The organism is Streptomyces sp. A012304, from assembly GCF_026008495.1.
Classification (GTDB): Bacteria; Actinomycetota; Actinomycetes; order Streptomycetales; family Streptomycetaceae; genus Streptomyces.
This window is the reverse complement of sequence record NZ_BQUN01000039.1, coordinates 83,966-104,980: the sequence shown is the minus strand read 5'-3', so window position 1 is coordinate 104,980 and position 21,015 is coordinate 83,966. Positions and strand designations below refer to the sequence as shown.

Sequence of the window (21,015 nt, the reverse complement as noted above, 5' to 3'; positions counted from 1 at the left end):
CGACGACCGGTGGCTGTGAGGCGGGCGCGCGGCCCGCGTGGCGCACGGCGCGGACGGCTGGTTCAGCCCGGACCCGCCCGGGCTTGTCGCGCTCGGCTCCGGCGGGGCTGGTTCGTTCCGGCCCCCGCCAGGGCTCGTCACGTCCGGCTCCGGCAGGGCGGGTTCTGCCCGGACCCGGCAGGGCTGCTGAACTCCGGCTCCGGCAGCGGGTCGAGGCCCCGGGTGCCGGTCACCACGGCCGTGGCCAGTTCCACCCGGGAGCGCACGCCGAGGCGTTGGTACAGCCGGTTCAGGCGGGTCGACACGCTGGTCTCGCTCACCGACAGCACGGTGGCGATACGGCGGTTGGACAGGCCCTCGGACACCAGCCGGGTCAGCAGTACGTCGTTCTCCTCGGCGACGGCCGGCCGGCGCGGCACCGGCAGCCCGGCGTCCCGCAGGGCCGTGCGGGTCCGGTGCCGCCACAGCAGCGCGCCCAGCCCGCCGAACAGCTCGTACGCCTCGCCCAGGAGCTGTCCGGCGGGCACACCGTGCCCACCCGGTTCGAGGAAACGTTCCGCCCGAGCGACCGCCAGCAGGGTGCGGGCCAGTTCGAAGGGCTGCCCGAGCGAGCGGGCCAGCGCGATGGCCTCGGAGGCGGCCCCGGCGTGCCCGGCGCGGGCCTCGACACGCGTGCGCAGGTAGGTCAGGCGGTCGCCGTCACCGCCCGTGGAGGCGATGCGGCGCAGTTCGTCCAGACCGGAGGCGACGAGGTCGGCGCGCCCCCGCTCGGCCTCGACCAGGGTCAGCCCCGACCACAGGGCCGCGGTGCCCACCACGGCGCCGCGTTCGGCCGCTTCCGCCAGTCCGCGGCGCAGACTGTCCCGCGCGGCGTCGGTCCGGCCGAAGAAGAGGTGGACCGCGGCTCGTTCGGCGGCCAGCAGGTAGGCCATGGGCAGCCCGGGGACGTCCGCGATGTCCAGCACGGTGCCGGCGCGGGACGGCCAGCCCTGGGCGAGCAGCGTGGTGGACGCCCTGGCGTGGACGAGGACACCGACCGGTCCCGAGACGGTGGGCGGGGTGGTGGCCATGAGGGACCCGGCGGCCGCCAGCGCCCGGGACCAGGCGCCGGTGAGGAATCGGTGCAGGACGGCGGCGGGCGCCGGTAACCGGTCCGACGTCGCCCCGTGGCGGGCGAGCTGGGCCGTGACCGTCCTGGCGTCCTGCCCGATGAGCAGGCGTTCGCACAGCGGCACGACGGCCTCCAGGGCCGGGGTGTGGGAGGGGCGTTCACCGGGCGGCAGGTCCAGCATCCGGTAGAGGTCGGCGGGGTCGCCCGCGACGAGCCGGGCCGCCGCCTTGGCCATGCGGGGGAAGTACCGCACGCCCGGCTCCGGGTGCCGGTCCGCCCCGGTCGCGTCGATCAGGCCGGGGAGGTCGGACCAGCGGCCCAGCAGACAGGTGGCCACCACGGCCGGCAGCAGGGGCACGCGCCGCACATCCGCGACCAACGCCCGGTAGCGCGCCGCCAGTTCGGCCAGGTCGCCCTGCGCGGCCAGCTGCGTCATCTCCATGGCGAGCAGCGACTGCCGCGTCTGGGGATCCAGCTGTCCGGACCTGGCCCGCACCACGGCCCAGATCGTCTCGTCGAGGGCCTGGAGGTCCTGCTCGCGCATCGCGTTCACCGCGTACTCGATCACGGTGGAGGTGTACAGCGCGGGCTCGTCGGCCAGTTCCACCGCGGCCGTCAGCCATCTGGCGGCCTGCCCGCGGTGGGTGTCGCGCAGCCGTGTGACAGCGGCCGCCAGCTCCCGCGCGGCCCGTTGTCGGTCGACCAGACCGCCGGCGTCGACCAGGCGGTCGGCCAGCCACGCGTCGCTCTCCGCGGTCCGCGCGCCGAGGTCTTCGCCGGCGTCGTCGGCCGCCCAGCGGGCGCGTACGGCGACGGCGGAGACCGCCCGGCGTTCGTACGGGCCGACCCGGGCCCGCACCGCGAGGGCGACCAGCGGGACGCGGAAGGCCCAGCCCGAGGGGCGAGCCGCGGCCGCGCACCCGCTCCCAGGGCGGGTCCGGTCCTCGGGGCCGGTCACCAGCCCGGACGCCGCCAGGCGGCCGAGCGCCTCGTCCACCGCGGCGGGGGACAGCCCCGTCGCGCTCGCGACGAGCCGCGCCGTGCGGATCGGTGCCCGCTCCAGCAGGCTCAGCGCTTTGGCCACCCGCCAGGCCGTGTCCCCGAGTTCCCGCAGGGCCGGCGTGAAGCGGTCGTCGTCCGGCGGCACGGCGGGCATCCGGCCCTCCACCAGGTGGGCGCGACCGATCAGGACTTTGACCATCGTCGATCCGGCCGCACCGACGACCGCCAGGACCGCCGCCGGATTGCCCGCCCCGAGCCGGTGCACCTCGTCCAGCAGACGTTCGTCCGGAACGGCGCGCAGCCGGGCGGTGAGCAGGCGGGCGACGTCGCCGCGCGCGAGCGGGGGGAGATCGACCACGATGCCCGTGCCGTCCTCGCACCACGGCGTCGGGGCCGCCGCTGCCCGCCGCCCGGCCTGCCGTGAGGAACCCGCCGCGGAAAGTCCGAGCACGAGCCTGACGGACGGGAGCGTGGGCAGCAGCGAACGCAGCAGCGAGACCGACTCCGCGTCGGCGTGCTGGGCGTCGTCGATCAGCAGGACGGCGGGCCCGTGTACCCGGAGCGCCTGGTCCAGCGCGGGCGGACGGCCCGCCGGACCGGAGTCGCCCGGGCCGCCGGCCGGATCCGGTGCCTCACCGGCCCGGCGCGGCTCGGGCGGGTGGCCGGCGCCGGGGCACCCGGACGCCGGCTCCGTCAGCGCCGCGGTCAGCCGGTGCGCGAGCAGACCCGGCGTCAGACGCGCACCGGGCAGACAGGTCAGATGGTGGGAAGGCGTGCCGGCGGCCCGCAGGCGCCGCCCGAGCGCGTCGAGGACGGTGGTGCGCCCGGCGCCCGCCTCGCCGCGCAGCAACACGACGGCGGGCCCCGAGGGCGTGGTGACGGCATCCCACAGACGGCGGATCTCCGCGTCCCGGCCGACGAGTTCGGGCTGGGCCGGCGGGGCGGCGGTCTCCGTGCTCCCGCCCGGCCGGGCAGCGAGGTCCGTGGTCACGGCCACCCCCTGAAGGCGCTGGTGAGCCGCCCCCCACCCCACGGCACGGCGTGCCGACGGAGCCCGGCCTCATTGACGTTTCAAGGAAGCATAGATCAACTGGCCTGCCAGGGACGGAGATCGGGTCGGAGCGTTACGCGGAGGTGCTGACCGTTGGTGCGGATTCCGAGCCGGGGCAACCCGGTGCTGGCGGGACGGCGGGAGGAGTTGGAGGAACTCGTCGAGGCCCTGCGCGCGGCCGGGTCCCAGGGGCGGTTGCTGGCGGTGCTCGGCCTGCCCGGGGTGGGCAAGACCACGCTGGTGGAGGCGGCGCTGCGCACGGCCGCACGCGACAGACACCTGGTGCTCGCACTGGGCGCCGGGACGCGCCGGGTGCTGGGTCCGGACGCCCTGGTGGACCAGGTGTGCGACACGCTGGTCGGGGAGTCCGGCACGCGAGCCCTGGTGATGACACTGCGCCGCAAGCAGACCCGGACGCCGCGGGACGGCCGTTACGGCCTCTCCCTGATGCTGGAGACGCTGACGGCCGTGGAGCGGGCCGCCGCCTCCCGCCCGTTGGCGGTGCTGCTCGACGACGCCCATCTCGTCCCGGAGGGGGACCGGGGCGCGGTCGGGGCGCTGGTGCACGGACTGCGTTCCGCCGGCGCGTGCGTGGTGGTGTGCGCGGTGACGACGCACCAGGACACGGGTGCCGTCGCCGTCCGGGGCCTGGTCGGCCACGCCGACCGGACCCTGACGCTGCCGCCGCTCACCACGGCGCAGAGCGCCGAGCTGATCGGCCGCCACCTCGGCATGCCGCCCGCTCCGGAGCTGGTGGCCACGGTCCGCCGAGGGCTGGGACCGCTCCTCGCGGGCAACCCCGGGGCGCTGACGGAGGCGGTCGGCGCTCTCCGGCGGCGCGACCGGCTGGTCGAGGTCGACGGACGGGTCCACCTGGACAATCCGCACGGCGTGGTGTCGCTGCCCGGCTTCCCCACCCGGCTGCGGGCACTCCGGCCGTACCCGTGCGGCGCTCCGGACGCGGACGACGTCACCGGTGAGGTGCTGGCACTGCTCACCCGGCTGACCGCGGCCGGGGAGACGACGCTGGACGACTTCCTGAACCTGGCCCCGGCGTTCGGCGCCTCGGCCGACCGTCTGGGGCAGGCCCTGGACGCCCTGGTCGCGCTGGACCTGGTCGCCGTCGACGACCGGCAGCGCCTCACCTGCGCCGTGCCCGCCGTCGCCATCGAGCTGCCGCCCGGCCGGACGGAGCGGGACGTCGCCCGGCTGCACGCCCGGCTGGTGCTGAACGCGCACCGCGGACGCCGTGCCGCGGTGCGCGCGACCCCCGCGCGGCTCGTCGACCACGCCGTGGCCGCCGGGGCCGAACTGCCCACCCCGTTACGCACCGAACTGCTGCTCGCCGGCGCCTGGGGGAGCGGACGGCAGGATCCGCACCGCGCCCTGCGCGCCTGCCGCGTCCTCGTGCGCGAGCTGCCGCCCGACGACCCGCGCCTGCCCGGGCTGCTGCGCACCGCCGTCCCCCTGATGCTCCGGCACGGCGAGCCCGCCGACCTCCTCGACCTCGGCACCCGCCTCCTGCCCCGCCTCGCCCCCGGCGCGGCCGCCCCGCTCGCCCCCGCGTGGGCGCTGGCCGCCGCCCACGACCAGTGGCTGGGCGCGCGCACCGCGACCGAACCCACCCCGGCGGCCCGGGCGGCGCGGCGGGCACCGTCCGCCGCGCGACTGCTGGACCTGGCCGTACAACTGGCCGGCGAACCCGACGGGGGCCGGCCGGCACAGGAGGCGTCCCTGCCGCCGGAGTTCCCTCCCACGGGTGTGGAGCGCGCGGTGCCGTCGGACTCGTCTCCCACGGGCGTGGAGAGCGCGGTGCCGTCGGCGGAGGCGATCGAGTGGCTGGCCCGGGCCTGGGACCGGGGGGACCGGCAGGAGGCGTGGGTCGAGCCCGTCCCGGACGGTGGGCGGGCGGATGACGTCATGCCGCGGTCTCGGGAGGCGTCGGTCTCCTCCGGCCCGGGCGTGCGGGCGGATGACGTGCTGGACGGGCAGGAGGCGTCGGTCTCCTCCGGTCCGGGTGTGCGGGCGACCGACGTCATGCCGCGATTGCGGGAGGCGCTGGCCCTGGGGGATCTGGTGAGCGCGTGGGAGGCGCTGCCGGGAGAGCGGTGGACGACGTTCCGGGACAGCCCGCTGCATGTCCACCGCACCCTGGTCCGTGAGTACCTCACCGGCTCCTGGGACGTCGCCCTGCGGCTCGCGGGCAGCCTGGAGGCCGACCGCGCCGCCACCGGGCACGGTCCGCTGTACCTGCACAGCCGCAGCATCGCTGCGGAGATCTGCCGTCGGCGGGGCGACATCGCGCGGGCCGGCGCCTGGCTGGACCGGGTCACGGACGGCGCGGGCCGCTGGCCGCTGCCGGTCTGGGCCCGCATGGGGCTGCGCCACAGCAGCGGCGACACCACCGGCGCCTGGCGGCAGGGCCTGCGGGACTGCCATGTGCTGTGGCGGGGCGGACGGGTCGCGGGCCTGGAGAGGCCTCTGGTCCGGGTGGTGGAGTACGCCGTGGACGAGGCGCGGGGTGCCGACGCCGCCCGTACCGCGCTGGAGATGCTGGAGGAACTCGACGCGGCCGCGCCCTCACGGCTGACCCGGGCCGCCGCGCTGCTCGCACGCGGCTTCGTACGGGACGACGTGGACAGCGCCGCCCGGGCCTACGACCTCCTCGCCGCGGGCGGCGGACGGCAGCCGGCGTTCAGCGCCGCGCGGTGGCTGCTGCGGCGCACCGGCGAGGAGAAGTGGCTGCGCGAGGCGTGGCGACAGCACGAGGGCATGTCCTCGCGGCCGGACCGGGACGTCCTCGTGAACCTGGCCCGCCGCTTCGGGCTCCCGGTGCCGCGGCAGAGCGAGGACAGGCCCGTCCTCGGCCGGCTGGAGCTGCGGGTCATCGAGATGGTCGCCGCCGGATCGACCAACCGGCAGATGGCGGCCGCGCTCGCACGCAGCGAGAAGACCATCGAGGCGTATCTCGCGCGGATCTTCAAGCGCACCGGCTGCCGCTCCCGGGTGGAACTCGCCACGGCCTGGCTGGACGGCGGCCTGACGCGGATGGTGCCCTAATTCCTGACCGACATTCAGTCACGACAAGGAAAGCGGGTGCCTTTCGGCTTCCCGGAACAACCGCGCCCGAGCGCGGCGTGACTTTTCCCTATCCTCGGCCGACCGACTGTGCGAACCGTGTGACCGCAGTGGCTCCTGTGCCATCATCGGCTGCATTCGTCAGGCATCAAGCGGGCGGTCGTTCCGGCAGTGGGAGACCTTTGTGCGCGATGTTCGAGTGGCGGTGCACGCCGAAGACGCCATCACATTCCTCGGGCTCGTCGGCGTGTTGGCGGACGCGCCCGGCACCACGCTGGTGGCGCCCGCCTCGGGCGGCGAGGCCGACGTCACCGTGGTGTCCGAGCCGTCCGCGGGCGCCGCCACCACGGAACTGCTGAGGGCGCTGGAGAAACCGGCCTGCGGGTTCCTCCTCATCTCCGCCCACGCCGCCACCGCCGATTGGGCGCGGCTCGTCGAACTCGAAGTCCGGGCCGTATTGCCGCGCGCGGAGTTCACCCGGGAGAGGCTGCTCCAAACCATCCGGGTCATCCATGACGGCCAGGCATGCTTTCCCCCCGCACTGCAGGGCGGGCTGCTGGACCATATGAACCGTGTCCAGCGGGAAATCCTCACCCCCCGGGGCCTTTCCGCCTCCGGTCTCTCCGTGCGGGAAATCGACGTTCTGCGGATGGCCGCCGACGGGTACAGCAACGTCGAGATATCCAAGACACTGCCGTATTCCGAGCGCACCATCAAGAACGTCTTCTACGGTCTCATGAAGCGATTCGACCTGAGGAACCGCACGCACGTCGTCTCCTACGCGATCCGGTCCGGTCTGATCTGAGCCCCGCGCTCCCGGTGCCGCGGGAATCCGTGCCGCGGTGACCCGAGACCGCGACGACGGCGTCCGGGAGGAGCCGCGGCGCGCGCACTCGAGCATTCTTCACTCCGGGCGTCAAGGTAATGAAATGTATGACCACCGTCCGGCGTCGGGTCCGACTTCGGAGCCGGCCGCGGAAAGGCTCCGGTGACTATGCACTCCGGTTCTGACGGACGGCTGACTCGGCGCTGACCATTGTCCGGCCGCGGGTCGGCGCACCCGCATCCGGGACCCGTCGGCTTTGGCGTCCGCACGCCCCGCCGCGGAATTGCGGGACCGCCGCGCGAAGCGGGCCCACCGGACTGTTTCGCCATCCCGGGCGCGCGGCGGAAGGGGCGTCGAGGCAGGTCACCCGGGTTGCCGAGCCGGTCGCGCCGGCCCCGTCGCGCTGCCTCCGCTCCACCGCTCATCCGCCGTTCACCTGGTGTTCCGCGCGGCCGGTCCCCCGCCGCCCGGGGTGTCGTGAGAAGTCGACGACCGTCGCTGACCGATCGCGCGGGGATATGCTTCAATGAGTAATGCCTGTCAATTACCTCCGAGGTAATGCGCGATGACGCTTGCCCGACCGGGCCGTCGCTCTGCCCAAATGGGCATGCCTTCCGATTCGAATCGGTCAACGTGATGTAGCCGGTATCGCGCGCTACGTGCCGGTAGCCAGCCCCCTGACCGCGCAAGTGTCCTTTTTGTAGCGGTGTGCGGTCCAGTGCGGGCGCAAATAAAGGTTCGCCGCAGGTCGTGGCCAATAATCGACTCTCACCCCCTCCCGCCCTTGCCTTCCGGTTGCGGCATGGCATTAATTAATGCGTTGACGGGGGTGCGCTGCTCGTGCGTGATCGGAGAATAGCGGTGCTTCAAAGAGTTGACTCGATCGAACAGAATGCGGCCTTCGGGCATCGTTCCCACGAAGAAAAAGTAAACCCGGCACAGATTAAAGGCCCGCTAAATTTCCGGCTTCTGGGGCCGCTGGAAGTACGGGCCGGCGACCGGGTGAGCACACTGGCCGGCGCCCGCCAGCGGACTCTGCTGGCGGTCCTGCTGGTCGACAGCGGACGTCTGCTCCCCGTCGAGCAGCTGTACAACGAACTGTGGGGGGAGGCGCCACCGCCCACGGTGGGCAACTCGCTCCAGGCGCACGTGTACCGGTTACGCCGCACGCTCCAGCGCCTCGCGGAGCCGGGCACCGGCCCCGTCCTGCTGACCCGTCCCTCCGGGTACGTCCTGGAGCTGAACGGGGCCACGGTCGACACGGACCTCTTCCACCGGTCGATCGCGCAGGCCAGGGCCTGCATGACCAGCGATCCGGTGAAGGCCCACGCCCTGTTCGAGGAGGCGCTGGCCCTGTGGCAGGGCGACCCGCTCCAGGACGTGGTCCAGGGCCCGATGTGCCGCAGCGTCGCCCTCCAGCTCAAGGAGGAGTACCTCACGGCGGTGGAGGACAAGCTGTCGCTCGGCATCGACATCGCCGACCCGGTCCGTACCATCGGCGAGCTCAAGCGGATGAGCGTGGCACACCCGTGGCGCGAACGGATCACCGAACTCCTCATGCTCGCCCTGTACCGGGCCGGCCGCCAGGCCGAGGCGCTCGAGACCTACAACTGCGCCCGGCGCAGACTCGTGGACGAACTGGGTATAGAACCCTCCGTCCAGCTGCGGCAACGGCTGCGGGAGATCCTCAACCAGGCGCCCCACACGCGCGGACACCTGTCGGCGCACGGGATCCGCGCGACGGCGGCCGGACCCGATCAGATGGCGGTGGCGCCGCCCGGGAGGATGCGGTCGAAGCCCGCGTAGGGCACCAGCGCCTTGGGCAGCACCACCGAACCGTCCGGCCGCACATGCTGTTCGAGGAGCGCGGCCATGGTCCGGCCGACCGGCAGCGCGGAGCCGTTGAGCGTCACGACGGGCGCCTTCCGGGAGCCCGGGCCACGGTGGCGGATGCCGGCCCGCCGCGCCTGGAAGCCGCCGCAGTCGGAGACCGAGGAGATCTCCCGGAAGGCTCCGCCGCCCGGCAGCCACACCTCCAGGTCGTAGGTCATCCGGGCCGAGAAGCCGAGGTCCCCGGCCGGCAGCAGCACCACCCGGTACGTCAGCTCCAGCGCCCGCAGGCACTCCTCGACCTGGCTCACCATCAGCTCCAGCTGCTGCCGCGCGTCGTCCGGCGCGCACAGCCGGACCAGCTCCACCTTCTCGAACTGGTGCAGCCGCAGGATGCCCCGGTTGTCCCGGCCGTAGGAGCCGGCCTCGGCGCGGAAGCAGGGGGAGTGGGCGGTCACGGCGAGCGGCAGCCGGGCCGCGTCGATCACCTCGCCGGCGAAGAGGTTCGTCAGCGGCACCTCGGCGGTGGGGATCAGCAGCAGATCCCGGTCGCCCACCCGGGTGGTGAACAAGTCCTCCTCGAACTTGGGCAGTTGCCCGGTGCCGGTCATCGTTTCCCGGGTGACCAGGTACGGCACGGAGTACTCGGTGTATCCGTGTGCCCCGGTGTGCAGGTCCAGGAAGAAGTCGACCAGCGCTCGCTCCAGCCGGGCGCCGGCACCCCGCGTCACGGAGAACCGGGCGCCGGACAGCCGGGCGGCGCGGTCGCCGTCCAGGACGCCCAGGGCCGCGCCGACCGCCGCGTGATGGCGGGAGCCGTCCGCCGGGGCCGGCGGCGGCCCGCCCCGGCGCACCTCCACCGCCTCCTCCTCGGTCCGGCCGTCCGGGACCTCGTCCAGCGGGATGTTGGGGATCGTCAGCAGCAGTTCGGTGAGGCGCTCCCGGGCTTCCCGGGAGCGCGCCTCGGCCCGCTGCACCCGCTCCCGCAACTCCCGTGCCGCGGCACGCCGTTCCTCCGGGACGCCGTCCTTGCCGCCGCCCCGGGAGGAGCGGTTGAGCGCCGCCCGGGCGGTGTCCAGCTCCGCCGCGGCGTCCGTCCGCTCCCGGTGCAGTGCCTCCAGCTCCTCCAGCCGCAGCGTGTGTCCGCGGCGGGCGAGCCGGGCCACCGCCTTCTCGCCCAGCGCCAGCAGCTCACGGGCATCGTGCATCGATCGTCCCTTCTTCCAGGTGCCCGCGGTGCCGCAGGTGCCTGCGGCACCGCGGATGGAGGTTGCGTCAGGTGTGGCGGTGCGTCAGATGTCGGTGCCGCAAAGGGTGCGGTGCGGCAGGTGTTCGCGGTCCGGCAGGTGCCTGCGGTGCGCGGCCGGGCGCGCTCAGGCCGCCGCGATGGCGAGCACGGCGTTCTGCCCGCCGAAGCCGAAGGAGTTGCTCAGCGCCAGTTCCGTCCGGCGGGGCGTCACCGTGGTCGCGACCTCGATGTCCAGCCGCGGATCGAGCCGGGACAGCCCGGCCGTCGGCGGCACCACGCCCTCCTCCAGGGTCAGCACCGTCAGCGCGGCCTCCACCGCGCCCGCCGCGCCGAGCAGATGTCCGGTCACCCCCTTGGTCGAGGTGACGAGCGGGTCACCGGTCAGCACCCGGCGCAGCATCCGGCCCTCGGCCAGGTCGTTCAACGGCGTCGACGTGCCGTGCGCGTTCACATGCCCCACGTCCGACGGGGCCGCGCCGGCGTCGGCCAGGGCCGCGCGCACCGCGGACTCGGCGCCCGCCCCCTCGGGATGCGGGCTGGTCATGTGGTGGGCGTCGGCGCTCGCCCCGTACCCGACGACCCGGGCCCGCACCCGGGCGGCGCGCGCCCGGGCGTCGGCGAGCCGCTCCAGCACCAGCACCCCGGCGCCCTCGGCGGCGACGAACCCGTCCCGTCCCGCGTCGAAGGGACGCGAGGCGCTGTCCGGGTCGTCCTCCCGCTGCGAGAGCGCACCCATCTGCGCGAACCCGGCCATCACCAGCGGCGTGATCATCGCCTCGCTGCCACCGGCCAGCACGATGTCGCAACGGTCGAGGGCCAGCAGGTCCCGGGCGGTGCCGACGGCCGTCGCGCCCGACGCGCACGCCGTCGCCACCACCAGGTTCGGGCCGGTGGCGCCCAACTCGATGGCGATCTGCCCGGCCAGCATGTTGGGCAGCTGCATGGGCAGCAGCAGCGGGGAGACCCGGCGGGCCTCCTCGGTGATCAGCACCAGGTGCTGCTCCTCCACGGTGCCCGGCCCGCCGTCGGCCGAGCCCATGACCACACCGACCCGGGCGCCGTCCCAGGTCCGCGGGTCGAGACCGGCGTCCGTCACCGCCTCCTGCGCCGCCACCAGCGCGAACTGCACGAAACGGTCCAGCCGCAGCGCCCGGCGGGCGCCGAGCAGGGCGTCGGCGTCGAAACCCGGCACCCGGCAGGACAGCCGTACCGGGTTGCCCTCCAGCGCCGGGTCGAGGGCCGCCGTCGGCCGGCCCGCGCGCACCGCCGCCCAGTTGTCGGCGGTGCACGTCCCGGCCGGCGTCACCAGTCCCACACCGGTGACCGCGATGTCGGCGCCGACTTTCACGCCGCCGCGCTCCGCTGCTCCATCAGCTTCGCCATCTCGCCCACGGTCTCCGCCGACAGCAGTTCGTCGTCGCTGATCGTGAGCCCCAGCTCCTTCTCCAGGACCAGGGACAGCTCCACCACGGCGAGCGAGTCCAGCTCGATGTCCTCCCGCGTCGCGTCGGGGACCACGCTCTCCGGGGTCACCTTGAGCTTGCTGACCAGCATTTCCTTCAGGGTCTCGAACACGGTGTCTCCTAGATGTGAGTGCGTCGGGGTGTCGTGGGGATACGGTCTTCGCCGCGGACGGCGGTGCTCAGCCCGCCTTGAGGTCCGGCCACACCAGCGCGGTCGCCCCCCAGGCGAGGCCACCGCCGAACGCCGTCAGCAGCAGCCGGTGACCGGCCGACAAGGTGCCCTCCGCGGTCGCCTGCGCGAGCAGCACCGCCAGGGACGCGGCCCCGGTGTTGCCGACCCGTTCGATATTGGACAGCCGCCGCTCGGGCGGGATGCCCAGCTCCTGCGCGACGGTGGCCAGGATCCGGGCGTTCGCCTGGTGCGCCCCGAACCGGTCGGCCGCCGCCGGGGCGCCCCAGCCGGCCGCCTCGGCGGCCTGCCGCGAGGAGGCGGTCATCCGCTCCACGGCGTGCCGGTACACCTCGCGGCCGGACATGCGGAAGAACTCCTCACCGGGCGCCGCGGCCACTCCGGAGGAACGCTGCCGCGACCCTCCGGCCGGCACCTGGATGAGCCGGTTCAGCCCACCGTCGCTGCCCAGCACCACCCGGCCGACCGCGCCGGGCTCGTCCGGGTCGCCGGCCCGCAGCAGGACCGCTCCGGCACCGTCGGCGAAGATCACCGCCGTGCCGCGGTCCTGCGGATCGATGATCGTGGTGAACGCGTCGGCGGCGATCAGCAGCACCCGCTCGGCGGTCCCGGACGTGATCAGCCCGGAGGCGGTGGCCAGCCCGTACAGGAAGCCGCTGCACACCGCCGACACGTCGAACGCGGCGACGTTGCCGAGCCCCAGCCGGTCGGCGACGTCCGGGGCGGTCGCCGGGCAGGGCCGGTCGGGCGTGGTGGTGGCCAGGACGACGGCGTCCGCGCCGTCTCCGGCCGATTCCAGCGCCCGCTGCCCCGCCTCCACGGCCAGGTCCGACGTGGCGACGCCGGGGGCGACCATGTGCCGGGCGGCGATCCCGGTGCGGGAGCGGATCCACGCGTCGGAGGTGTCCAGACGGCGGGTCAGGTCCTCGTTGGTCACCACGTCCGGCGGCAGGTGACAGCCGATCCCGGCGATCACCGCCGCCCGTCCGCGGAAGGCGCCGCTCATGCGGCGGACCCCCCGCCGCCCAGCAGTTCCGGCGGCAGGCCCATGTACGCCATGCGGACCTCGGCCATCTCCTCGGTCCAGCGGTCCGCCATGTCGTAGCGCTGGTCCGGGGTGGTGTCCAGCATGCGCACGCCCGGCCAGATCTCGTAGTCGCCGATCAGGTCCGCGTGCGCCGCCATGCCCTCCTGGAACAGCTTCTCGCGGTGGATCACGAACTCCCGGTCGGGCACCTCGTCCCACATCTTCACCCCGGCCTGGATGATCTCCACGATCCGGTCCCGGGACTCGGGGTGCGCGGCGAGATGGTCCTTCAGGATCGTGCTCGCCACGGTCAGGTGCCGGATCTCGTCGATCGCGGTGCCCCGGGAGATCTCCCCGGTCGCCGGGGACAGCGGGGTCCACTTGCGTTCGCTCAGCTCGGCGGCGGGCGCGAGGACGCCCTCGATGACGATGGCGAAGACGGCCACCCCGCCGGCGAAGTCCTTGCGGTCCCGCACGATCTCCAGGGTGAAGTCCTCGACCGGCTGGAGCACCCGGCGCCGGTAGTCGGCGGACATCTCCGTCAGGTCCCGCAGCAGGGTGTCGGCCGGCATGCCCAGCTCCACCAGGTGGTTGCGGAACACCCGGGCGTGCCGGGCCTCGTCGAGCAGCTGCGTCGCGTAGAACTCCATCTCCGGGATGCCCGGCGCGTGTTCGACGTACGGGGCGAGCAGCCGGGTGGCGATCTCCTCGGACACACCGCGGAAGCCGAACTCCAGGATCAGCGCCTCGCGCAGCGGGCCGGGCTCCTTGAGGAAGTCCGGGACCTTCGCGTCCACGTGGTGGCCGGTCACCCCGCGGTCGCGCAGGGTGCCCTGGGCGACCGAGGTGATCCAGTAGGCGAGATCGCAGTCGGCGGGCCCGAGGGTGAGCTGCATGGCACCGTCGAGGAGTCCGGGAGCGGCGTCCCAGTCGGCCTCCGGGGCGACGGGCCGGTCGCGTTCGTCGATGCTCACAGTGCTGCCTTCTCCTTCTCCAGGGAACGGATCGCGGGAAACACGGGAACCACGGGAAAAGCCGTGGGGTACGGCGTCCGCGCCAGGTCGGTCGCGGGGCCCGGCGCGCCCGCGCACAGCTCGCCGTCGTAGCTCAGCAGCGGCACGCCCGGCGGGCCGCCGTCGGCGCGGACCACCAGCCCGAGCAGCACCTCGTGGTCACCGACGACGAAGCTGCCGCGGACCCGGCAGGCGTAGTGCGCCAGCGCCCCCTCCAGCAGCGGCGCGCCGGAGTACGGGTCGCGGCGCCGGGCGAGCCCGTCGAACTGGGCGGCGCCCGGCGGGCGGGACGGGTCGGCGAACCGCCTGGCCAGCGCGGACTGCCCGCCGCTGAGCACATTCACGGCGAACCGGCCCTCGGCGAGCGCGAGATGGGCCAGGTGCGAGCCCTCCTTCAGGCCGGCCGCCATCAGCGCCGGGGTGCGCGACAGCTGGGTGAGGGCGGACACGGTCGTCCCGTGCACCTGTCCGGCATGGCACACCGTCAGGACGGTGACGGGCGCGGCGAGCCGGCCCACCGCGGCGTGCCGTGCCTCCGCCGCGGCCGGGGCGCTCACCGGACGGCCCGGTGCGTCGCCGGCAGATGCCCCACCGGAACGGGACCGTCGGCGTGGCCCGCCGGCTTGGGGTGAGGGAGCCCCAGGTCGTCCAGCAGCCGCAGGTAACCCCGCTGCCGCACCGGCTCGAAGGGCAGCGCGAACGACTTCATGAAGTTGCCGAACAGCCCCCGGTCGCCGAACAGATGGAACGGGATCGCCAGCAGCGCCCACTCCGGCCCGACCAGCCAGCACCACAGGGCCACCACCGCGCCCTGCGTGATCAGACTGTGCATCACGTTGTAGAGGACGTAGTACGCCTTGGGGATCGGGCGTCCCTTGGCGCGCTTGAACGCGAGGGCGCCCGGGATGTAGCCGATGAGGTCGATGTAGAGGAACAGCCCGATGAAGGGCAGCCACCGGATCTCCCCGAGGTTGGCGAGGATCAGCCCGGTGGACACCGCGAAACCGACCAGGTACTCGGCGCGGTGCAGGGCGAAGGTCCGGGGCGTTTCGAAGGGATTCGCTTGGTCCATGGTGTCTCCTGCTGAGAGCCCGTCCGGCCGACGGGGCGCGTCACGCGGTGGCGGGTACTGAGGTGGACGGGCTGCCGAGGCCGGGGTCCTCGCCCAGCACCTCGGTACGGGGGAACAGGCCGGTGACGGCCCAGGCGACGGTCTCCCTGATGACCCGCTCGGCGATCGGGTCGAGGATGCCCTCCAGGCTGGGGATGCCGAAGTCGAACACCGCGCTGAAGCGCACGGTCACGTCCGGGCCGTCCTGGGCGATGTGCCAGGTGCCGTGGAAGGAGTCGAAGTCCCCGTCGGTCTGCTCGAACCGGATCTCCAGGGTGTCGGGGAGGAAGACGTCCCGCTCGGTCCAGCGCAGCAGGCCGCTGCGGAAGTGCAGCTCCCAGCTGGAGGAGCAGTCCGGGTCGGGGTGGGTGGCGTGCACCGTCGTGGCCTCCACGTGCGGCGCCAGTTCGGGGTAGCGCTCCCAGCGCCGTACGGCGTGGAAGACGTCCTCGGCCCGTTCCGCGCGCACCAGCGCCTCAAGGGTTACCTCTCGCACGGTTCGCTACCGCCTTTCCGGCATCGTGGCGGAGCCGCTGACCAGGTCGCGGGTCGCCTTGTCGAAGGAGTCGAGCAGGTGGTCCACATCGGTGTCGGTCATGATCGCGGGCGGTGTGAAGCGCACCACCGAGCTGCCGTTCATCGAGTGGTTGGCCACGACCCCGTGGTTGAACAGCTCGATCAGCAGCTCTCCGGCCAGCCCCGCCTCGACCAGCTCGACACCGATCAGCAGGCCCCGCCCGCGTACGTCCACCAGCAGGTCGGGCAGGTTGCGGCGGGCGATCTCGGTGATCCGCGGCAGCAGCCGGGCGCCCAGCTCCATGGACCGGGTGACCAGCCGTTCCTCCTGCACCGCCCGGATCGCCCCCTGGACGGCGGCCATCAGCAGCGGCTGACCGGAGAAGGTGCCGGTGTGGACGTAGGGGTCCTTGTCGAACGGCCGGAACGCCTTGCGGGTGGCGACGACCGCGGACACCGGGGCGACCCCGCCGCCGAGCGCCTTGCCGGCCAGCAGGACGTCGGGGACGATGCCCTCGATGTCCGCGCCCCACCACTCGCCGAGCCGCCCGAAGCCGGACTGCACCTCGTCGAGGACCAGGAAGCCGTCGTACTCGCGGACCAGTTCCTCGACCTGCTTCAGGTAGCCCTTCGGCGGGATGATCACCCCGCCCTCGCCCTGCACCGGCTCCAGGATCACGCAGACCTCGCCCGGATGGGCGGCCAGTTGCTCGCGCAGGGCGTCGGCGTCGCCGTAGGGGATGTGGGTGAAGTCGGGCAGCAGCGGGCGGAAGGGGTCCTGGTAGACCTTCTTCGCGGTCGCCGACAGCGCGCCCATGGTCTTGCCGTGGTAGCCGCCGAGCATCGCGACCGTGCGGCGCCGGCCGCTCGCGCGGGCCAGCTTGAGCCCGGCCTCGACGGCCTCGGTGCCGGACAGCGCGAAGTGGACGCGGTCCAGGCCGGCCGGCATCACCGAGACCAGCGCCTCGGCGGCCTGCGCCACGGTCGGCTCCAGCAGGATGCGGGTCGCCACCGGGTGCCGGTGCAGCTGCCGTTCGACCGCCTCCACGACCATCGGGTGCCGGGCGCCCATGATGAAGACGCCGTAGCCGCCCGCGTTGAGGAAACGCTCGCCGTCGCTGGTGGTGAGCCAGGCGCCGGACGACTCGGTCTCCATGTGGCTGCCGAACAGCTCGGCGACGGTGGCCCGGCCCTTGCTCAGGTGGGCCCGGTACAGGCCGAGGACCTCGTCCTCGCCGACGGTGCCCAGGGTGGTGGGGGGTTGTGCGGTGGTGGTCATGGAGTGACTCCCGGAAAGCGGAGACGGACGACGTGCACGGTCATGACAGCTCCAGGGATCCGCCCGCGAACCACTGGAGCAGCGGTTCGGCGGCGGACGCCCGGCCGGGCGGGTGGAAGGCGAGGGGCCGCACCGAGTCGGCGAGCCGGGTGTGGTCGCCGCCCCGGACGAAGTCGATGCCGCCCAGCAGCTCCAGCGCCTGGTCGGCGGCCCGCACCAGGGCCTCCTGGGCGGCGTACCGGGCGACCAGCACCTCCGCCACCGCCGCCTCGCCCGCCAGCCCGTCCCGGACGGCCCGGGCGGCGCCCTCCAGCAGCGCGAACGCCGACTCCACGCGGACCGCGAGCGCCGCCCGGTCCTGCGCGCCGCCGCGCTCCCGCTCCAGCACCGTGGCGGCCAGCGCGGTGGCGGCGCCCGCGTACCCGGCGCAGATCAGCAGCTCGAACCAGATGAAGCCGGTGGTCTGGAGATCGTCCAGCAGGTGCGGCGCCTCCGGCACGGTCCGCACCACCAGCTCCTCCGGTACCAGGACGTCGGCCAGCCGCACCTCGTCGCTCTCCGAGGCGGCCAGCACCTCGTTGCCCCAGAAGGGGTGCACGGAGAGGCCGGGCGAGTCGGCGGGCAGCAGGGCGAGCGCGAGCTCCGGCGTGCCGTCGGCGCCCGGCACCGCGATGCTCGCGGTCAGCAGGTCCATGGAACGGGCCAGGCTGCACGGCTTCTTGGACCCGTTGAGCAGGAAGCCGCCCTCGGTGGGCGTGGCCGTCACCGACGGGATGAGGATGTTCTGCTGGGTACGGCCCTCGGCCCAGCCGGACGCGAGCAGCAGCCGCTCCGGCGCGATCTGGTGCAGCAGTTTCGTCTGGGCCGGCGTCAGCCGCCCGTCGCCGCCGGCCAGCTCGTACAGCATGGCGACGGTGAAGTGGTGCATCGCGGCGGCGGCGGCCAGGGACGGCGAGACCGAGCCCAGGGCCCGCTGCACCCGGATCGCCTCCAGGATGTCGGCGCCGTCGCCGCCGTACTCCTCGGGCACCAGCAGGCCCGCTCCGCCGTGGTCGCGGAACAGGGCGGTCACCGGGGAGCCGGGCGCCTCGCGCTCGGCGAAGGGGAGGTTCTCCAGGGCCGTGAGCAGGCCCGGGTGGTGGCGTTCGCACACCGCTCGGGCGGACATGAGGGATCGCATGGGGAGCTCTCCTACAAGGGTGGGTGGGTCAGGAGCCGAAGACGGCCTCGTGCGGGCTGACGTCCCGCGCGATGCTGACCCCCTGGAGGTGCGAGGTCTTGAGCATCGGGTAGTTGGCCTCGCCGAAGGCACCGCCGGTCAGTCCGGTGCCGCCGTGGCTGGGCAGGTAGGGCAGGAAGCCGATGTGCGAGTCGTTGACCTTCAGCAGACCGCCGTTGCCGACCCGCCGCACGAAGGCGTCGACGACCTCGGGGTCCTCGGCCCACAGCGAGTTGCGCAGGCCGTAGTCGTTGGAGTTGACGAACTCGATGAACCGCTCCAGCAGTTCGTCGTCCGAGCCGGGCTCCGGCACGACGACGGGCAGCAGCGGGAAGAAGGTCTCCTCCCGGACGACGTCGTACTTGCGGGCCTCGGTCAGCCCGTCCACCCGCAGCACCGTCGGCTGGAGGAAGACCCCCGTGTCGGACGGGGTGCCGTCCACCTCGGCCCGGCTGCCGCCGGTCACCAGCCGGGCACCCCGGTCCAGGGCCTGCTGGAGCAGCGCGAAGAAGCGTTCGCTGCGCCGCACGGGCGACAGCAGCACCTCCGGGTCCTCCGGATAGCCGGGCCGGATCGCCGCCGCCCGCCGGCCGACCTCCTCGACCAGCCGGTCCGCGACGGCCGGGTGGACCAGCACGTAGTTGGGCACCATGCAGATCTGGCCGGAGCCGTAGAACGCCTCGGCGATCGCCTCGGCGGCCCGCGCCGGGTCGGCGTCCCGCCACACCACGATGCCGTCGTTGCCGGCCAGCTCCAGGATCGGCTTCTTGCCGCGCGCCACGCACTGCTCCTGGAAGCGCAGGCCCTCCTGGCTGCCGCCGATGTAGAAGATGTCGTCGATCAGCGGGTCCTCCAGCCAGCGGTCCAGCGTCTGGCGCGGGTTGCCGCAGATGGCGTTGAGCACCCCGGGCGGCGCGCCGACCCGGTCGAGCAGCGGGGCCACCACGTCACGCATCAGCCACATGGTGCTCAGCGCGATGCTGCGCGGCGCGCGCACCACCACCGCGTTGCCCGCCATGACCGCCAGCACGGCCAGGGCGGCGCTGGGGGCGGGCGCGTTCTGCGGCGGGTTGAAGGCGACCACGCCGTCGGGCTGCCGCCGTACGATCAGCCGCCGCGAGCCCTGTTCGAACTCGGTGTGCATCTGCTGCCGGTACCAGCCGAGGCTCTCCTCGCTGTAGACCTGGAGCAGGCAGCTCAGCTCCCATCGTGCGAGCTTGACCGGGTGGCCCTCCACCATCAGCATCTCGATGAACTCGTCCTGCTTGCGCAGGAGTTCCTCGCGGAAGAGGGTGCCGAGCCGCATCCGCTCGTCGAGCGGCACCGCCGCCCAGCGGGGGGCCGCGGCCGCGGCGGCCGCGGTGGCCCGGTCGATCGCCGAGTCGCTCGCGACCGCGCACCGGCCCGCCACATACGGATGGGTCGCGGCCGCCGACTCCGGATCGCGTTCCAGTTCGCGTTTCAGGCTGACGCTCGTGAAGACGTCCTCCAACAGAGACCGTGAGCTGACCGTGTACACCCAGTGGTCGCTCGGAACATCCTCGCCGCCAATGAAGAGCTGGTAGCTGCGGATTTCTGACGTATGCATCGGCCGCCCCATAGATTGCGCCTCCGTATTGCCGTCCAATTTCCTGTGCAGCCTGTTTCAGTCTGTTCGGGAAAAGAGTGTTCCAGTGTTCTCTGATACGGACCTGACGCGCGACTGACCCTCATCTGACATGCGCCGACCTCAGCACCCGAACCTCTTTCGGCGGCGAATTGGTGTCTGCTGTACTTTCCTCATGTCCGACACACTTCTGCACGCCATCAGGAACTGGACCCGGGCGGAAAACCCCAGTGCTTTTCTGGCCATGAACGACGACAAGGAGGTCTTCACGCTTCCCGGCACCGACGGGATCGTCCTGTACCGGCGGGCCGGCCGGTATCTGGTGCAGTTCGGCGGCCCGTTCGCGCCGGACGAGTCCTACGACGCCCTTTTGGACGCCTTCCTCGCCCACGCCCGTGAGCAGGGGCTCGGCGTGGTGGGCGTGCAGTTGCAGCGCCTGGACGCGGAGGCGTACGTACGGCACGGCTTCACCGTCAACCAGATCGGCGCCTCGTGGGCGGTGCGCCTGCCGGAGTTCAGCCTGCGGGGAACCAAGTTCATGCAGCTGCGCAACAAGATCTCCCGGGCGCTGCGCAACGGCCTTCAGGTCCAGGAGGTGGAGGCGGGGCGCTGGCACGACGCGATCGAGCGCATCGACCAGGCCTGGCTGCGGTCGAAGGGGGAGACCGCCCGCCCCCTGGAGTTCCTCGTCGGCCAGATCGGCGGCCCGGCGCAGGAGCACCGCCGGCTCTTCCTCGGCACCATCGACGGCGAACCGGTGGCCTACATCTCCTACTCCCCGGTCTACGGCAGCCGGGCCGGTTGGATGCACGACCTGAGCCGCCGGCTGCCGGACGGATCCCCCGGGCTGATGGAGGCCGTCAACGCCGCGGCGATCGACATCTTCCGCGCCGAGGGCACGGAGTGGCTGCACTTCGGCTTCACCCCCTTCACCGGGCTCGACCCCGCCCGCGAACTCCCGGGCCACAGCCCGGCCTTCAGCTGGCTGATGCAGTTCCTGTGGGCCGAGGGCGGGGCCCTGTACCCGGCGCAGAGCCAGCTCGCCTACAAGGAGAAATGGGGGCCCGAACTGGTGATCCCCGAGTACGTGGCCTTCGAGGGACAGGCCTCGCTGGCGTCCTTCGCCCACATCTTCCGCGCCTGCAACTCCTTCTGACCGCCCGGCTTCCGCCCGGTCCGACCGTCCGATCCCAGGGAGATCCGTATGTCCACCGACACGACCACCGCCGAGACGACGAGCGAGCAGATCACGAACCCGCAGACGAACAGCAGTACGGACGCGCTGCGGCACTCCGTGGTGGAGTTCCTGATGGCCGTCATCGGCGCCCCGGACGACGAGGAGATCGCCCGCCACGCCGACGCGGCGGTCCGCGCCCTGGACGCCCGCCTCATCGAGGAGCGCACGGGCTGACGACGACCCCACCCACCGCACACCGCGACGGCC

18 protein-coding genes are annotated in these 21,015 nt (G+C 73.3%); 5 read left to right on the top strand and 13 right to left on the bottom strand.

Annotated features, from left to right (window positions below):
• Nucleotides 1-137: 137 nt before the first annotated feature.
• Nucleotides 138-3,104, bottom strand: a complete 2,967-nt coding sequence (locus tag ALMP_RS09640) for an AAA family ATPase (RefSeq protein WP_264925871.1) — start codon at nucleotides 3,102-3,104, stop codon at nucleotides 138-140.
• 156 nt (nucleotides 3,105-3,260) lie between these two features.
• On the opposite strand from ALMP_RS09640, the gene ALMP_RS09635 reads away from it, so the two are divergent.
• Nucleotides 3,261-6,224 carry a LuxR family transcriptional regulator gene (locus ALMP_RS09635; RefSeq protein WP_264925870.1) on the top strand — a complete coding sequence of 988 codons (2,964 nt, stop codon included), beginning with the start codon at nucleotides 3,261-3,263 and terminating at the stop codon, nucleotides 6,222-6,224.
• Nucleotides 6,225-6,441: 217 nt separating this feature from the next.
• Nucleotides 6,442-7,047 carry a response regulator transcription factor gene (locus ALMP_RS09630; protein WP_264925869.1) on the top strand — a complete coding sequence of 202 codons (606 nt, stop codon included), beginning with the start codon at nucleotides 6,442-6,444 and terminating at the stop codon, nucleotides 7,045-7,047.
• A gap of 789 nt (nucleotides 7,048-7,836) precedes the next feature.
• Here ALMP_RS09630 and ALMP_RS09625 read toward each other — a convergent pair.
• Nucleotides 7,837-7,986, bottom strand: a complete 150-nt coding sequence (locus ALMP_RS09625) for a hypothetical protein (RefSeq protein ID WP_264925868.1) — start codon at nucleotides 7,984-7,986, stop codon at nucleotides 7,837-7,839.
• A gap of 84 nt (nucleotides 7,987-8,070) precedes the next feature.
• Here ALMP_RS09625 and ALMP_RS09620 point away from each other — a divergent pair, with 84 nt between their 5' ends.
• Nucleotides 8,071-8,874 carry an AfsR/SARP family transcriptional regulator gene (locus ALMP_RS09620; protein ID WP_264925867.1) on the top strand — a complete coding sequence of 268 codons (804 nt, stop codon included), beginning with the start codon at nucleotides 8,071-8,073 and terminating at the stop codon, nucleotides 8,872-8,874.
• Here ALMP_RS09620 and serS read toward each other — a convergent pair.
• The 11 genes from serS to ALMP_RS09565 all read right to left on the bottom strand — a co-directional run bounded on the left by serS (nucleotide 8,826) and on the right by ALMP_RS09565 (nucleotide 19,553).
• Complete coding sequence (gene serS, locus ALMP_RS09615; RefSeq protein WP_264925866.1) at nucleotides 8,826-10,106, bottom strand: serine--tRNA ligase; 1,281 nt, start codon at nucleotides 10,104-10,106, stop codon at nucleotides 8,826-8,828. The genes ALMP_RS09620 and serS overlap by 49 nt on opposite strands.
• A gap of 165 nt (nucleotides 10,107-10,271) precedes the next feature.
• Complete coding sequence (locus ALMP_RS09610) at nucleotides 10,272-11,495, bottom strand: beta-ketoacyl synthase (RefSeq protein WP_264925865.1); 1,224 nt, start codon at nucleotides 11,493-11,495, stop codon at nucleotides 10,272-10,274.
• Nucleotides 11,492-11,722 (bottom strand): acyl carrier protein, encoded by a 231-nt coding sequence (locus ALMP_RS09605; protein ID WP_264925864.1) that lies wholly within the window; start codon nucleotides 11,720-11,722, stop codon nucleotides 11,492-11,494. The genes ALMP_RS09610 and ALMP_RS09605 overlap by 4 nt, the downstream gene beginning before the upstream one ends.
• Nucleotides 11,723-11,789: 67 nt before the next feature.
• A complete protein-coding gene (locus ALMP_RS09600) occupies nucleotides 11,790-12,806 on the bottom strand; it encodes a beta-ketoacyl-ACP synthase III (protein WP_264925863.1) in 1,017 nt (338 codons plus the stop codon).
• Nucleotides 12,803-13,723 carry a VlmB-like protein gene (locus ALMP_RS09595; RefSeq protein WP_264925955.1) on the bottom strand — a complete coding sequence of 307 codons (921 nt, stop codon included), beginning with the start codon at nucleotides 13,721-13,723 and terminating at the stop codon, nucleotides 12,803-12,805. The genes ALMP_RS09600 and ALMP_RS09595 overlap by 4 nt, the downstream gene beginning before the upstream one ends.
• Nucleotides 13,724-13,797: 74 nt before the next feature.
• On the bottom strand, nucleotides 13,798-14,397 hold the full coding sequence (locus tag ALMP_RS09590) for a flavin reductase family protein (protein WP_264925862.1): 600 nt from the start codon (nucleotides 14,395-14,397) through the stop codon (nucleotides 13,798-13,800).
• The gene (locus tag ALMP_RS09585; RefSeq protein WP_264925861.1) at nucleotides 14,394-14,912 is read right to left on the bottom strand and encodes a hypothetical protein; all 519 of its coding nucleotides are present in this window, start codon (nucleotides 14,910-14,912) and stop codon (nucleotides 14,394-14,396) included. Before ALMP_RS09585 ends, ALMP_RS09590 begins: the two co-directional genes overlap by 4 nt.
• 40 nt (nucleotides 14,913-14,952) lie before the next feature.
• Nucleotides 14,953-15,447: a type II toxin-antitoxin system RatA family toxin gene (locus tag ALMP_RS09580; RefSeq protein WP_264925860.1), complete on the bottom strand. Its 495-nt coding sequence runs from the start codon at nucleotides 15,445-15,447 to the stop codon at nucleotides 14,953-14,955.
• Between the two features lie 6 nt (nucleotides 15,448-15,453).
• Entirely contained in the window at nucleotides 15,454-16,746 is a 1,293-nt protein-coding gene (locus ALMP_RS09575) for an aspartate aminotransferase family protein (protein ID WP_264925859.1), read from the bottom strand.
• Between the two features lie 40 nt (nucleotides 16,747-16,786).
• Nucleotides 16,787-17,926 (bottom strand): acyl-CoA dehydrogenase family protein, encoded by a 1,140-nt coding sequence (locus tag ALMP_RS09570; protein WP_264925858.1) that lies wholly within the window; start codon nucleotides 17,924-17,926, stop codon nucleotides 16,787-16,789.
• 28 nt (nucleotides 17,927-17,954) lie between these two features.
• Nucleotides 17,955-19,553 (bottom strand): aldehyde dehydrogenase, encoded by a 1,599-nt coding sequence (locus ALMP_RS09565; protein ID WP_264925857.1) that lies wholly within the window; start codon nucleotides 19,551-19,553, stop codon nucleotides 17,955-17,957.
• Between the two features lie 193 nt (nucleotides 19,554-19,746).
• Here ALMP_RS09565 and ALMP_RS09560 point away from each other — a divergent pair, with 193 nt between their 5' ends.
• Nucleotides 19,747-20,727, top strand: a complete 981-nt coding sequence (locus ALMP_RS09560; RefSeq protein WP_264925856.1) for a bifunctional lysylphosphatidylglycerol flippase/synthetase MprF — start codon at nucleotides 19,747-19,749, stop codon at nucleotides 20,725-20,727.
• A 48-nt stretch (nucleotides 20,728-20,775) separates the two neighbouring features.
• Nucleotides 20,776-20,982 (top strand): hypothetical protein, encoded by a 207-nt coding sequence (locus ALMP_RS09555; protein WP_264925855.1) that lies wholly within the window; start codon nucleotides 20,776-20,778, stop codon nucleotides 20,980-20,982.
• The last annotated feature ends 33 nt before the right edge of the window (nucleotides 20,983-21,015 follow it).

What these genes read in the sequence shown, in the direction of transcription:
- ALMP_RS09575 (WP_264925859.1), bottom strand. Translation starts at nt 16,746, where the DNA reads ATGACCACCACCGCACAACCCCCCACCACCCTGGGCACCGTCGGCGAG.
- ALMP_RS09570 (WP_264925858.1), bottom strand. Translation starts at nt 17,926, where the DNA reads ATGCGATCCCTCATGTCCGCCCGAGCGGTGTGCGAACGCCACCACCCG.
- ALMP_RS09600 (WP_264925863.1), bottom strand. Translation starts at nt 12,806, where the DNA reads ATGAGCGGCGCCTTCCGCGGACGGGCGGCGGTGATCGCCGGGATCGGC.
- ALMP_RS09595 (WP_264925955.1), bottom strand. Translation starts at nt 13,723, where the DNA reads ATGCAGCTCACCCTCGGGCCCGCCGACTGCGATCTCGCCTACTGGATC.
- ALMP_RS09585 (WP_264925861.1), bottom strand. Translation starts at nt 14,912, where the DNA reads ATGGACCAAGCGAATCCCTTCGAAACGCCCCGGACCTTCGCCCTGCAC.
- ALMP_RS09560 (WP_264925856.1), top strand. Translation starts at nt 19,747, where the DNA reads ATGTCCGACACACTTCTGCACGCCATCAGGAACTGGACCCGGGCGGAA.
- ALMP_RS09555 (WP_264925855.1), top strand. Translation starts at nt 20,776, where the DNA reads ATGTCCACCGACACGACCACCGCCGAGACGACGAGCGAGCAGATCACG.
- ALMP_RS09565 (WP_264925857.1), bottom strand. Translation starts at nt 19,553, where the DNA reads ATGCATACGTCAGAAATCCGCAGCTACCAGCTCTTCATTGGCGGCGAG.
- serS (WP_264925866.1), bottom strand. Translation starts at nt 10,106, where the DNA reads ATGCACGATGCCCGTGAGCTGCTGGCGCTGGGCGAGAAGGCGGTGGCC.